Here is a 13,241-nt window from a genome sequence, read left to right on the forward strand (position 1 = left end):
TGGAATGGATGTTCCGTCGACGGATTCATCGCCAGAGCAGCAGCGATGCGCCGCTGAACAGCGCGGCGAACAGCGCGACGCGGAACAGGCTGGGATGCCACGTGTAGCGGTAGCAGCCCAGCCGCGCGAGCACCAGATCGAGCACGACGAACAGCAGCACGCAGCACGCGAGGATCGGCAGAAGTCCCGGCACGAGCAGCGAGAACAGATCAATTTCGCCCGGCATCGGCCACTCCCTGAGACGCCTGCGAGCCGGATGCCGCCGCGAAACCGCCGCCCAGTTCCTTCATGAGCAGCGCCCACGCGTCGAGGCGTTTGGCCTCGATGCCGGCGAGACTTTCTTCCTGCTGCAACTGCGTGTTCTGTGCGGCCAGCACGTTGAGAAATTCGGTGATGCCGCTGCGATAGCCGGTGTCGGCCAACTGGTACGACTTGCGCGCCGAGGCGAGCGTGTTTTCCACCGAGGCCTGCTGCTGCGCAAGCGAGCGCAACGACACCACTTGCGTCGCGACACCCTGCATCGCGTTCACCACGCTCTGGTTGTATGCATCCACCGCCGCATCGCGGGACGACACGGCGACGCCGTAATTGCCGCGCCGCCGGCCGCCGTCGAAAATCGGCAGCGAGATGGCTGCGCCGACGCCGTGTCCCACGCCGTCGCTATTGAGGAAGTTCAGGAAGCCGCCGAAGGTCGCCGCCGATCCAAGCGACGCGGTGGCCAGCAGATTGATGTCGGGATAGAAATCGGCGTGCGCCGCGTCGATGCCCTTGTCGGCCTCGAGCACGCGCCAGCGGTTCGCCACGACATCGGCGCGATGCCCGATCAGTTCCGCCGGCAGCGAGGCGGGCAAGTCGGCCGGCACGCTCAGCGCGAGGCTCGGACGACGCAGCGAATCGCTGTAACCGGGACCCTTGCCCGCCAGCCCGGCAATGGCGATACGTTCCAGCGCCAGTTGCTGCTGCGCTTCCTGCACGCGCGTCGTGCTTATCGCGAGTTGTGTCTGCGCCTGGCTGACCTCCAGACCGCTGCCGACACCCGCGTGCCAGCGGCGCGTCGCGATGTCGAGACTGCGCTGCTGCTCGGTTTGCACGTCGCGGTAGACGTCGAGCAGCGCGTACTGGAGCGACAACTGCACGTAGCTGCGCACCACGGCGGTCTGCAATTCGACTTCCGCGAAGCGCGCGTCCGCCGCCGTCGCGTGCACATTGTCCAGCGCGCTTTCGCGAATCGAGCGCGCTTTGCCCCACAGATCGAGATCATAGGAAAGGTCCGCCTGAATGCCGTTGCTCCACACCGTCGTGCCGCCCGGCGGCGCCGGCGTGTTGTAGCGCGCGTAGCGCCGCCGCTCGAAACTGCCGCTTGCGTCGAGTTGCGGCAACTCGGCGGCGCCCGCAATCTGCGCCTGAAAACGCGCTGCGTCGATGCGTTTCTCGACCGCGCGCAAACCGGGATTGCCTTCGGTCGCGTCCTGCACGAGCGTATCGAGTTGCGGATCGTTCCACTGACGCCACCAGCCGCCCGCCGGCCATTTCGCGTCGGCCTGCGTGGCGCGCAAGGCGGCGCCCGGATCGAGCGAAGCGGGATCGACCACCGACTCGTGCGGACGAATGCCGCCGCTCGTGATGCAGGCGGACAGCAGCAGCGCGCACGCGAGAGCCGCCAGCGCAGAGCGGCAGATCGGGCGCACGCCCGCAGCCGTTGCGATCTTCGACGCCGTCATGCTCGCGCCCCCGGGGTATGCCACAGTGCGAGACTGTCGTCGCTCAAGGTCAGCTCGGTGAAGTGCAGCAGGGCGCGCATGCGGTAGCGTGTGAGCGTGGTGCCATCGACGGCGATGTTCGGGCCGAGCGGCAGCACGTCCAGCGCGCGGCGCGTCGCCCGCAGCGCGTTTTGGGCGGCTTCGGGCGTGGCGGCATCGAAGACGTCGGCGAGCGCCGCGAGCCATGCGTCCTGCTGCGCGGGCCATTGCGCGGGCAAGGTCGCGCCGAGCTCTTCGGTGTCGAGGCGCACCTGGATCATCGAGCGGCCGATTTCCAGCGCGGCAAACGCCCAGCCGATCAGATGATCGCGGTCCACCCGTGCATCCACCGGCCCCGACGCAATCTGCAGGATGAAATCGCGCAGACTCAGTTCGAAGCTGTACAGCAGGTCGTCGAGATCGCCGTCGCGTGCGTCGTGGCTGATCAGCGCGCGTATCTGCTTTTTGTATTGAGCCGAGATCCAGTCGCCGGCGCGCGGCACGAGCACCGAGAACGCGACCGCCGCCACCGCGATGCCGCACAGCAACGCAAAGCCGGTGTCCAGATAAGCACTCGGGTTGTACACGGTCGGATTCGTGATGCCGACGATAAAACAGAAGTAAATGCTGAAGCCGAGGCCGAGAATCGCGGTCTTCATGAAGGTGTTCAGATAGGTGCCCACCATCACGAAGATGGCGATGCACGCGGCCAGCAATTCGAAGCTATCGATACGCGGCAGGATGAAGAAGTTGAACGCAAAGCCCGCGAGCCAGCCGCTCAGACAACCGCAGAAAATCTGCCAGCTGGCAACTGCGGGATTCGGCGCGAGCGCGAACAGCGCGCTCGTGATCGCCACCGCCACGATGGCGGTCGCGCCGCCTACCCAGCCCGAGGCGATCCACGCCGCGCCGACCAGCAGAACCGCCGCGGCCGCGCGTGCGCCGGCAATCGTGGCGGCCATACGGTTAGCCGTCGCGCGTGTTCTGCCGATGCGGCCAATCGCCTGCAGCACCGACTGCGGCCACGGCAGCCGCCCCACGGTGCGCGCCTCGACATAACTGCGGCACATCATGCGCAAATCGGCAATCGAGAAGAACAGCGCCGCGCCCATGGTGGCCACGAACTGACGCTGATGCGGCGAGAGATCGGTCAGCGATTGCAGCGACCGCCCCAGATGCGCGGGCAAGTCGCGCTCGTAGTCGTCGAGACGGCTTGCCACGCTGCTCACCCGCTCCATCGTCATCCGTTCGGGCTGTGTTTCGTTCGGCACGATGGCAAGCAAACCGTCGAGCAGGTCTTCGGTCGCCGTCAGCACTCGCGGATCGGCTTCGGCGGCGATCCTGGCCCGCAACTGATGCAGCGCGTGAATCCACGTGACGGTGTCGAGAAAACCACGGTCGAGGTCGAGATAGACGTGGTTATGCAAACGGATCGACGGGTCTTCGAACACCGCGCCGCTGCGCAGACTTTCCACGGCCACGCGTTCGCGGATCAGCGCGAGAAACGTGTCGAAGCCGGCCACCGTGGTGGCACGATCGAGCATGGTGTGCATCGCACCCAGCAAGCCGGTGAAATTCCTGCGGCTCGACGCGTACAGTTCGGGTACCACCGAGCGCGGAAATACCACGGCGCTGACCACGCAGGCGCATGCCACACCGATCACCACTTCGCTCACGGTGTACACGACGTTGTCGTACACGCCATACGGATTGGACCATACGGGTATCGCCGTGATCGCCGTGCCGTAGCCCGTCAGCACGAATCCGTACGACTGGAAATTGCGGTAGTAAAAAGCGCCGAATACGCACACGCCGATCCATGCCGCGAGACCGATGAGAAACAGCAGCGGCTGCTGCGGAAACAGTGCGATCAGCAGCAGGCCGGCGAAACTGCCGCACACCATGCCGAGTCCGCGATAAAAGCCGCGCGCGATCACCATGCCGCTCTGCTGATGCATCATCACGATGACGCACGAGACCATCGCGATCGACGGCGTGCGCAGTTCGAGGCGCATGCACAGACCCATTGCCATCGTCATGGCGAGCGCCACTTTGCCGATATGGCGAAAGCGCGGGCCGTCGTCGTTCCAGTAGGTTTTCAGCTCGTCCCGCCATCGAATGGGCGCGTCGCTGCTGGCATTCGCGGGCAGGGTCATGGGGGTCTCGTCGGTCAATGGCTTGCTGGCGTTGCAGTCGCTGCAATGAATGGGGATGCTGCGTAGTCTGTGGCAGACGAAACGCACGTCTTTGCGCAATCGCACGCTTTTTGCACATGCGCTCGACCGCGCGCGAGCAACCTGCCGTGCGGTTCAATTCAGGAAGGTGTGACGGGAGTCGAGCTGTGCCGGGAACATAGGCAAAACTCGGCGCAGCAGAGCAAGGCGTCCAGGCTTCCGGACGCCTCGTCCCGCTGCAAGATGGCCTGCGCGTTTAACGCAGATTGGTGCGCGCCAGTTCGACGATTTCGTCGCCGCGACCGTTGAGGATCGCGCGCATCATGTAGAGACTGAAGCCCTTGGCCTGCGCAAGCTCGATGGACGGCGGCATCGCAAGCTCGTGTTTCGACGTGACCACGTCCACGACGGCCGGTCCCGGATGATCGAACGCCTGCTTGAGCGCCGCCGCGATGTCTTCCGACTCCTCGACGCGAATGCCGAAAATGCCCGCGCCTTTCGCGATCGCCGCGAAGTCGGTCTTGCTGAGATCGACGTTGGTGTCGAGATAGCCGCCCGCCTTCAGTTCCATCGAAACGAAGCCGAGCAGGCTGTTGTTGAACACCACCACCTTGATCGGCAGATCGAGTTGCCGCGCGGTGAGCAGATCGCCGAGCAGCATCGACAAGCCACCATCGCCGGACAACGACACCACCTGCCGCCCCGGATTGGCGCCCTGCGCGCCGAGCGCCTGCGGCATCGCGTTGGCCATCGAGCCGTGGTTGAACGAGCCGTGTAACTGGCGCTTGCCGTTCATCGTCAGGTAACGCGCGGACCAGATGGTCGGCGTGCCGACGTCGGCGGTGAAGATCGCGTCGTCCGCGGCGGTCTCGTCGATCATCTTCGCCAGATACTGCGGGTGAATCGGGCGGCCCGCGCCAGCGGGCGTCGCCAGATCGTCCAGCCCCTTGCGCGCCGACGCGTAGTGCTTGAGCGCGTTGTCGAGAAAGCCGCGATCCGTCTTGCGCTGGAGTTTCGGCAGCGTGGCCGCGACGGTCTCCTTCACGGTGCCGACCAGGCCGAGTGCAAGCGGCGCGCGGTGGCCGAGTTGCGAGCCTTTCCAGTCGATCTGGATGACTTTCGCGTCGGCCGGATAAAACGGGCGATACGGAAAGTCGCAGCCGAGCAGCAGCAGCGTGTCGCACGACATCATGGCGTGATAGCCGGAGCTGAAGCCGATCAACCCCGTCATGCCGACGTCGAACGGGTTGTCGTACTCGACGAACTGCTTGCCGCGCAGCGCGTGCACCACCGGCGCGCCGAGCGCGTCGGCGAGCGCCACCACTTCGTCGTGCGCGCCCTGCGTGCCGCTGCCGCACATGATCGTGACGGCCTCGGACGCATTCAGCAGCGCGGCAAGACGGTCGAGATCGGCCTCGGCGGGCAGAATGCGCGGCGGCGCGCTTTCGGTCCACGACGGCTTTTCGGCCGGACCGTCGCTCAGCGCCACGTCGCCGGGCAGCACGATCACGGCAACACCGCGCTCCTCGACCGCCGTGCGCATGGCGCGGGCCAGCACGCGCGGAAACTGCGACGCCGACGACACCACTTCGACGTAGTGGCTGCACTCCTTGAAGAGTTCCTGCGGATGCGTTTCCTGAAAGTAGCCAAGGCCGACTTCCGTCGAAGGAATGTGCGCGGCAATCGCCAGCACCGGCTGATGATTGCGATGGCAGTCGAACAGACCGTTGATCAGATGCAGGTTGCCCGGACCGCAACTGCCTGCGCACACCGCGAGGCGCCCGGTGGTGGCCGCGTCGGCGCCGGCCGCGAAGGCCGCCGCTTCTTCGTGACGGGTATGCATCCAGCGGATCGAGCCGATCTGGTCGAGGCTATAGGCGAGTCCGTTCAGGCTGTCGCCCGTCACGCCCCAGATCCGTTCGACGCCGGCGGCGGCGAGCGTTCCGGCGAGGTAATCGGCAATGGTGTTGCTGGCCATGCTTGACTCCTTTTCACGGTAGATGAAGATCGACTGGGCGCACGGTTTGAGGCGGGCGTCCGCGAAGACCGGAAAAAACGGCGCCGACGAACTGGCGCGGCACTGCAGTGCCGATCCTCTAAAAGTAGGGGAGCACCGGCGAAAAGTCCTGAACCAGGTCTGAAAACACCTTAAACGATGCGTTTGAAAATTTCAGTGAGGGGGCGTTTGAAAGTCGTCGAAAGGTGGCCGGAAGCCGGCGGTCGATCACGACGGAACGTCGCGGCGTGACGGGATTCCAGTATGCTGACGTATCGCCTCATATCCGGTTTCACGAACATGAACCTTTCCTTCGAAGTCCTGCAGGTGCTCGACGCCATCGACCGCACCGGCACGTTCGCCAGCGCCGCCGAGCAGCTTCACAAGGTGCCGTCGTCGTTGTCGTATCTGGTTCAGAAGCTCGAACTCGACCTCGGCGTGAAGCTGTTCGACCGCAGCGGACGCCGGGCGATCCTCACGCACGCTGGCCGAGTGGTCGTCGAAGAAGGAAGGCGCCTGCTCGAAGCGGCGGAAGACCTCGAATGCAAGGCGAAACGCATCCAGCACGGCTGGGAGTCCGAGTTGCACGTCGCTATCGACGAAATCGTGCCGTTCGATCTATTGTGGGACCACGTCGACTCGTTCTACAAGCTCGAACTGGGCACGCGGCTGCATCTGTCGAAGGAAGTGCTGGGCGGCTCGTGGGACGCGCTGCTGACGCGCCGCGCCGATCTGGTAGTGGGCGCGGCGGGCGACCCGCCGCCGATTCCCGACCTCATGGCCAAGCCCATCGGGACGCTGCGTCATGTGTTCGTGGTGGCGCCATCGCATCCGCTCGCCTCGATGCCGGGGCCGCTCACCATGGAGACGGTGGCGCGCTATCGCGCGGTCGCGATCGGCGATACGTCGCGCAAGCTCGCGCCGCGCACCATCGCGATCGGCGTCAATCAGGAAGTCATGACCGTGCCCACGCTCGAGGCGAAACTCGCCGCGCAGATCCGCGGCCTCGCGGCCGGCACGATTCCGGAATGTCTGGCCGCCGAGCCGATCAGCCGCGGCCAGCTGGTGCAGAAGGAAGTGCTCGGCATGCGCGACATCACGCATTTCTATCTCGCGTGGCGCGGACATGAAACCGGCAAGGCGTTGCGCTGGTGGGTCGAGCAACTGGATCGGCCCGATCTGATCGACGACGTGGCGCAACAACGTATGTTGCAGGTGAAAGCCGCCTAGCCGCGCGCGCGGCTCTCTAGCGGTGGTGGCGCCTCGGGCGCATCTGAGGCAGGCAGCGAATAACCGGTGCCGGGCGGATGTCCGCCGCTTGCCGCTTTGGCGAGTTGCAGCAGACGGGCGGCGGCGCGGTAGTCGTCGAGATCGCGGCCTTCGCCGATTCTCTCGCAGGCCGAATGCAGCAACTGGGCGGCTTCGGCGCTGCGGCCCGACGCGTGCCACAGTTCGCCCAGGCTGGTCGCCGCGCGCAATTGCAGCGAGCGGCAACCCTGCACCAGCGACTCCTCCAGCGAGGCCAGCAAACACGCTTCCGCGTCGCGCATCAGCGTATCGGATGGCGGCGTGCCCGCCTGCTCCATCAGCAGCAACTCGCCGTGAATGCGCCTGAGTTCCGCCGAATACCAGTGACCGCCGGTTTCGTCGCATTGCACCAGCGCGCGCATGACTGTGGCAATGCCCTCGTCGCGCCAACCCGCGCGCCCCAGCGCAAGACTGTACTGTCCGATCAGCATGGCGCGCGGCGCGCCGAATTCGAGCGATTCGAGTTCGGCGAGCGCTGTGCGAAAGGATTGCAGTCGCTCGGCGCCGAGGTCTTCCGTCGAGCGCAGGTATTCGTCGAAACACCGGCCGCATGCCTGCGAGACGCTGAGTCCCGCGCGTGCGGAGACTTCCTGCAATAGTTCGATGGCCTGCGCGGCACGCTCGCGTTTGCCGGACAGCAACATCAGCGGCACGAGCGCTTCGACAAGCACATAGCACGTCACGATGGCCTGCTGCTGGTCGCACGCGGCGATCAGACCGTCTTCGGCAAGTTTGAGCGCCTGGTCGCGCAGACCCTGAAGCCAGAGTACGCGTGCGAGCGTAGCGTGACCGACGATACGCTGATCGACCGACTGGCCGAGCGGCAAGCCGTGTTGCAGGTCGTCGCAATGCAGCAGCAATTGTTCGAGCGACGCACGCGCCTGCTGCTGCTCGCCGGCGTAGTGATGCGCGATGCCGAGCAGCCGGTAGCCCAGAATGGTGCCGCTGGTGTCGCCCACCTCGGCGGCAAGCAAGGCGAAGCGGCGCGCAAAGGCGAGCGCGGTGCGCGCCGCCCCCGACGACACGCTCGCATTCCACATGCCCCACAACGCGCGCGCTTCGAAGGCGTGATCACCGAGCGCAATGGCCGAGGCCAGAATCTCCGACCAGATGGCGAGCGTTTCGCGATTCGGCCCGTTCACGTAGACGAGCGCCGCGGCCAGCGCCGCCTGCAATTGCATGCGCACGCGCACATGACGCCGCGAACGCGAGTTCTGATGCGTCGCGGCCACCGCTTCGAGCGCGCGTTGTGCCCATGCGCAACATTCGTCGACGAGCGACAGTTCGTAAAGCAGGAAGACGAACTTCACGGCCAGCGTCTCGCCGAGCACTTCGTCGCCCTTCGGCGATAGCGCCCAGCCTAGCGCGGCGCGCAGATCGTCGAGCACCGCACGCATGCGGTGATGCCAGATGTCGGCGGGCGCGTTGGCCGGGTCTGCGCGACGCGGCGCATCGCGCTCCAGCAGGCCGAGGAAATAGCGTGCGTGATTCAGCGTGACGAAGCGGCGTTCGCCGTTGTCGTCGAGTTTTTGTAGTGCGTAGGCCCGCGTGGTTTCCAGCAGACGATAGTTCGCTCTGCCTCGCTCCACGCGCGTCACCACCAGCGACTTCTCTACGAGTCCGGAGACGGCGGCGACCACTTCGTGTTCGCGCAAGGTGCCTTCGCTCACGATGGCGATAGCCGCGTCCATCGTGAAGCTGCTGGCGAAGATACCGAGTCTGCGCAGCGTCGCGCGTTCGGTGTCGTCGAGCAGCGCGTGGCTCCAGTCGAGCGTGGCCTTCAAGGTCTGATGGCGCGGCAGCGCCGTGCGATTGCCGCCCGTCAGCATGTTGAAGCGGTCGTCGAGATGACCCGCCAAGGTTTCGATGCCGAGAATGGCCGCGCGCGCCGCCGCCAGTTCGATGGCGAGCGGAATGCCGTCGAGACGCCGGCAGACGGTGCCGGTCAGTTGAATGCTTCTTTCATCGGACGAAAAACGCGCGTCGATCGAGCGCGCGCGCGAGAGAAACAACTCGACGGCACTGCATTGCAGTACATCCTGGCTCTGATCGTGCTGACCCGGCACCTGCAACGAAGCCACCCAATACAGTTGCTCGTTGACGATGCGCAGCGGTTCGCGGCTGGTGGCCAGCACGCACACGGCCGGTCCTACACCGAGCAATGTTTCCGCGAGTTCCGCGGCGGGACCGAGTACGTGCTCGCAGTTGTCGAGCACGAACAGCACACGCCGTTCGCTGAGTTCCTTGCTCACGCGCGCCAGCGTGAGCGGACCGATGGCGGGATTCACGCCGACACTCGCCGCGAAGGCCGCGAGCACACTGCTCGCGTCGGAGGTGGACGCGAGCGGCACCAGAAACACGCCGTCCGGAAAGCGGCCCAGCAGGCCGCGTGCGATCTCGATGGCAAGACGCGTCTTGCCGATGCCGCCCGCGCCCACGAGCGTCACCTGACGCGACGCGGCGAGCGTGAGCGAGACGTCGTCGATCGCGCGCTCGCGGCCGATCAGCATGGAGAACAGCGCGGGCAGATTGTTCGGCACGCGGCCCGACGGCGCGACGTCTTCAGGCTCGCCGCTTGCGGCGGGTTCGTCGGGCACGGTGGGCGGCATGCCGCTATGCACCAGCCGATAGCCACGGCCCGAGACGGTCTGGATCAGACCGCGACTTTCGCCGAGCATCTTGCGCAGTGCCGACATATGCACCTGCAGATTGTTTTCTTCGACGATGGCATTGGGCCAGACCTGGCTGAGCATGTCGCTCTTGGATACCAGACCGCCGTTCGCGGCGATCAGTACGGCGAGCATGTCGAATGCGCGGCTACCCAGGCGTACAGGTTCACCGTCGAGAAAAACTTCCCGACGGTCGATGTCCACCTGAAGCGGGCCAATGCGAATCATGGGAAAGCATCCAGAACGCAGCGATTAAAGAAAGACGAGCGGGGGCGGACGAACCGCCCGAGAAACGCTCAACGTTGCGTCCCCGCAGTCTAGATCAATGGGACAGGGGCGTGCGCGGAAAAAACTGAACCTACTGTTCAAATTTTTTGTACTAAGCACACCACGTTCGAACGCCGTCGCGACGGCCAATGCGCGCTCCACGATACTCGTGCAAGGCGATTTCGCGCGTGCTGGGACGAGGGTTCTCCGCGTTGCCTCGCCTAGCCAGACAAAGCTAATGTTTGTATGATGCGTGCCAACATACTGGGTCCCGACAAAGCCATGCCGAGAAAAGCACCAACGCTCGACACCCCGCCGAAAAGCGACGCGCATGAGAACGACAAACCCGTCACGCGCCGGCTCGCACCGGAAGTGCGGGAACGCCAGATCGTGCTGAAGGCTGTCGATCATTTCGCCACGCACGGCTTTTCCGGCAGCACCCGCGAACTCGCGCGCCAGCTCGGCGTGACGCAACCGCTGCTGTATCGCTACTTTCCCAGCAAGGAAGCGCTGATCGACCGTGTGTACGAAGAGGTCTATCAGTGGGACACGAGTTGGGAAAGCGTGATCAAAGACCGCTCCGTTCCGATCCAGCAGCGCATGGTCAGTTTCTATACGTCGTATTCCGTCGTGATCTTGCGGCGCGAGTGGATCCGCATCTTCATCTTCGCCGGTCTGACGCGCGAAGGCATCAACTCGAAGTATCTGGCGCGTCTGCGTGAGCGGGTGTTCTTGCCCGTCATGGCGGAGATCCGCTCGTCCTACGATTTGCCCGCGCCCACCGGCCCGAGGCAACGCGAGATCGACCTCGAACTGATCTGGAGTCTGCACGCGAGCATCTTCTATCTCGGCGTGCGCAAGTGGATTTACGGCCTGCCGGTCTCGGACGACATCGAAGATCACATTGCCCGCCAGGTCGACGCGTTCCTCAACGGCGTGCCCGCCGCGCTCAAGCACGCGTCGAAAGAGACGCCGCGCAGCAAGGCCAATTCCAAAGTCTGATCTCGCGCCGCGGCCACGCCCGCAGCGTATTTCCGCATCGTGTCGGCGGCACGGCTCTATGCCGCGCCCGCAACGGGCCGCATAGCCCGGCCAGCCATTCGCTCCCGCTTCCATCGTACGACTCCCGGCTTGCACGTTCAGGGTAAACACCGGCGATACGCCGCTTTCTCCTGCTCAAGCATTCACCTACAATTTATCCAACGATCACTAATCGATCGATAAATAGCTTAGCAGGAGTCGAAGATGCCCGTTTCAAAACTTGCCCACTACTCGATCCGCACCACGGACCTCGCGCAATCGTGCCGCTTCTACGAGCGGATTCTCGGTTTCAAGCAGGGTTATCGCCCGCCGTTCGATTTTCCGGGCGCCTGGCTCTACAAAGGCGGCGATGAAGCCGACTTCGGCACAGTCCATATCATCGGGGTCGATCCGGACAATCCCGCCGGACTCACCGCCTATCTCGGCGACAAAACGCTGCCCGCGAGCGGCACCGGCACGGTCGATCACATTGCCTTTCTCGCGACGGGCGTCGAGGAAATGTGGAAGACCCTGAAGGCCGAAGGCATCGCCTGGCGCGACCGCACGGTGCCGAGCCTCGGGCTGCATCAGGTGTTTATCGAAGACCCGTCCGGTGTGACCATCGAACTGAATTTCCCCGCTGAAGAAATCAGCCGGCTTGAGCAAACCCAAGCACAAACGCAAACACAAACGGAGCCGCAACCGGCCGCCGTTGCCACCTCCTTCGGCACGGGAGAATAACCATGTCCAAAACTTCCCTGCACCCGAGAGCGATCATCGTCGGCGGCTCTCTGGGCGGCCTGTTCGCCGCCAATCTACTGGTGCGCAACGGCTGGCATGTCGACGTATTCGAACGCGTGCCCGACGAACTCGCCGGACGCGGCGCCGGTATTGTCACGCACCCCGAACTATTCGAAGCACTCGAAGCCGCCGGCATCCAGTACGACGAATCCATCGGCGTCAAAGTGCAGTCGCGGGTCACGTTCGCGCAGAACGGCGCGGTGCTCTCCGAGCGCGAACTGCCGCAAACGCTGACGGCCTGGGGCAAGATGTACCACGTACTGCGTGCCGCGTTGCCGAGTTCGCACTACCACGCGGGCGGCACGGTTGCCTCGGTGCAGGACGGTCCCGATCAGGCCATCGTCACGCTCGGCGACGGCAGCGTTCTGCACGCCGATCTCGTGATTGCGGCAGACGGTTTCAAGTCGGCGATTCGCGAGCGCTTCCTGCCGGACGTCAAACTTCAGTACGCCGGCTACGTGGCATGGCGCGGTCTGGTGGACGAAGCGGCGCTGTCGCGCGAGACCCGCGATTCGCTGTTCGAGAAGTTCGCTTTCTGCCTGCCGCCGCGCGAGCAGATTCTCGGCTATCCCGTGGCCGGTCAGGGCAACAGCACGACGCCGGGCGAGCGCCGCTACAACTTCGTCTGGTATCGCGCGACGAGCGAAGACACCCAGTTGCCGGACCTGCTCACCGACGCGACCGGCAAGCGCTGGGAAGGCGGCATTCCGCCCACGCTGATCCGCCAGGACGTACTCGCCGACATGGAAGAAGCCGCGCTCACCCTGCTCGCGCCGCAGTTCGGCGAAGTCGTGACCAAGGCGACTCAACCGCTGTTCCAGCCGATCTTCGATCTCGAAGTACCTCAGATGGCATTCGGCCGGGTGGCGTTGCTCGGCGACGCGGCGTTCGTCGCGCGTCCGCATTGCGGCATGGGCGTCACCAAGGCGGCCAGCGATGCCATGGCGCTCGTCAAGGCGCTCAAGACACACGACGGCGTGCAGGACGCTCTGGCGGACTACAGCCGCGAGCGCACTCAGGCCGGCGCAGCGATCGTTCAGCATGCGCGCCATCTGGGCGCCTACATGCAGGCTCAACTCAAGACCGATGTGGACCGTGAAATGGCGGAACGTTACCGTACGCCCGACGCCGTCATGCGCGAAACTGCCGTACCGGCACGCTTCTGATTCACGACGACGGCGCGGCCATTCTCGCCACACCAGGTAGTAGTACACCTAATCAATACCGGAAGACGTTGTTTCGAAAGGAGACGAAGTGGAACATGGCG

At 64.7% G+C, this 13,241-nt stretch carries 9 protein-coding genes; 4 read left to right on the forward strand and 5 right to left on the reverse strand.

Features of this window, described 5'->3' with window-relative positions; translation table 11 throughout:
- Positions 1 to 25: 25 nt before the first annotated feature.
- From P3T18_RS30995 to poxB, 4 genes are all read right to left on the reverse strand, one after another.
- Positions 26 to 226 carry a DUF1656 domain-containing protein gene (locus tag P3T18_RS30995; RefSeq protein WP_429303786.1) on the reverse strand — a complete coding sequence of 67 codons (201 nt, stop codon included), beginning with the start codon at positions 224 to 226 and terminating at the stop codon, positions 26 to 28.
- Complete coding sequence (locus tag P3T18_RS31000; RefSeq protein ID WP_429303787.1) at positions 210 to 1,721, reverse strand: efflux transporter outer membrane subunit; 1,512 nt, start codon at positions 1,719 to 1,721, stop codon at positions 210 to 212. The genes P3T18_RS30995 and P3T18_RS31000 overlap by 17 nt, the downstream gene beginning before the upstream one ends.
- Entirely contained in the window at positions 1,718 to 3,895 is a 2,178-nt protein-coding gene (locus P3T18_RS31005) for an FUSC family protein (RefSeq protein WP_429303788.1), read from the reverse strand. Before P3T18_RS31005 ends, P3T18_RS31000 begins: the two co-directional genes overlap by 4 nt.
- 274 nt (positions 3,896 to 4,169) lie before the next feature.
- Positions 4,170 to 5,891, reverse strand: coding sequence for a ubiquinone-dependent pyruvate dehydrogenase (gene poxB / locus P3T18_RS31010; RefSeq protein ID WP_429303789.1), 1,722 nt, complete (start codon positions 5,889 to 5,891; stop codon positions 4,170 to 4,172).
- A 318-nt stretch (positions 5,892 to 6,209) separates the two neighbouring features.
- Here poxB and P3T18_RS31015 point away from each other — a divergent pair, with 318 nt between their 5' ends.
- On the forward strand, positions 6,210 to 7,139 hold the full coding sequence (locus P3T18_RS31015) for a LysR family transcriptional regulator (RefSeq protein WP_429303790.1): 930 nt from the start codon (positions 6,210 to 6,212) through the stop codon (positions 7,137 to 7,139).
- On the opposite strand, the gene P3T18_RS31020 is transcribed toward P3T18_RS31015, so the two are convergent.
- Complete coding sequence (locus tag P3T18_RS31020; RefSeq protein ID WP_429303791.1) at positions 7,136 to 10,114, reverse strand: ATP-binding protein; 2,979 nt, start codon at positions 10,112 to 10,114, stop codon at positions 7,136 to 7,138. The genes P3T18_RS31015 and P3T18_RS31020 overlap by 4 nt on opposite strands.
- Positions 10,115 to 10,435: 321 nt before the next feature.
- On the opposite strand from P3T18_RS31020, the gene P3T18_RS31025 reads away from it, so the two are divergent.
- From P3T18_RS31025 to P3T18_RS31035, 3 genes are all read left to right on the forward strand, one after another.
- Entirely contained in the window at positions 10,436 to 11,155 is a 720-nt protein-coding gene (locus P3T18_RS31025; RefSeq protein ID WP_429303792.1) for a TetR/AcrR family transcriptional regulator, read from the forward strand.
- A gap of 243 nt (positions 11,156 to 11,398) precedes the next feature.
- Positions 11,399 to 11,914, forward strand: a complete 516-nt coding sequence (locus P3T18_RS31030; protein WP_429303793.1) for a VOC family protein — start codon at positions 11,399 to 11,401, stop codon at positions 11,912 to 11,914.
- Positions 11,915 to 11,916: 2 nt separating this feature from the next.
- Complete coding sequence (locus P3T18_RS31035) at positions 11,917 to 13,140, forward strand: FAD binding domain-containing protein (RefSeq protein WP_429303794.1); 1,224 nt, start codon at positions 11,917 to 11,919, stop codon at positions 13,138 to 13,140.
- Positions 13,141 to 13,241 lie beyond the last annotated feature (101 nt).

The sequence above is a fragment of the Paraburkholderia sp. GAS199 genome (assembly GCF_050436585.1).
In the GTDB taxonomy this organism is placed as follows: Bacteria; Pseudomonadota; Gammaproteobacteria; order Burkholderiales; family Burkholderiaceae; genus Paraburkholderia.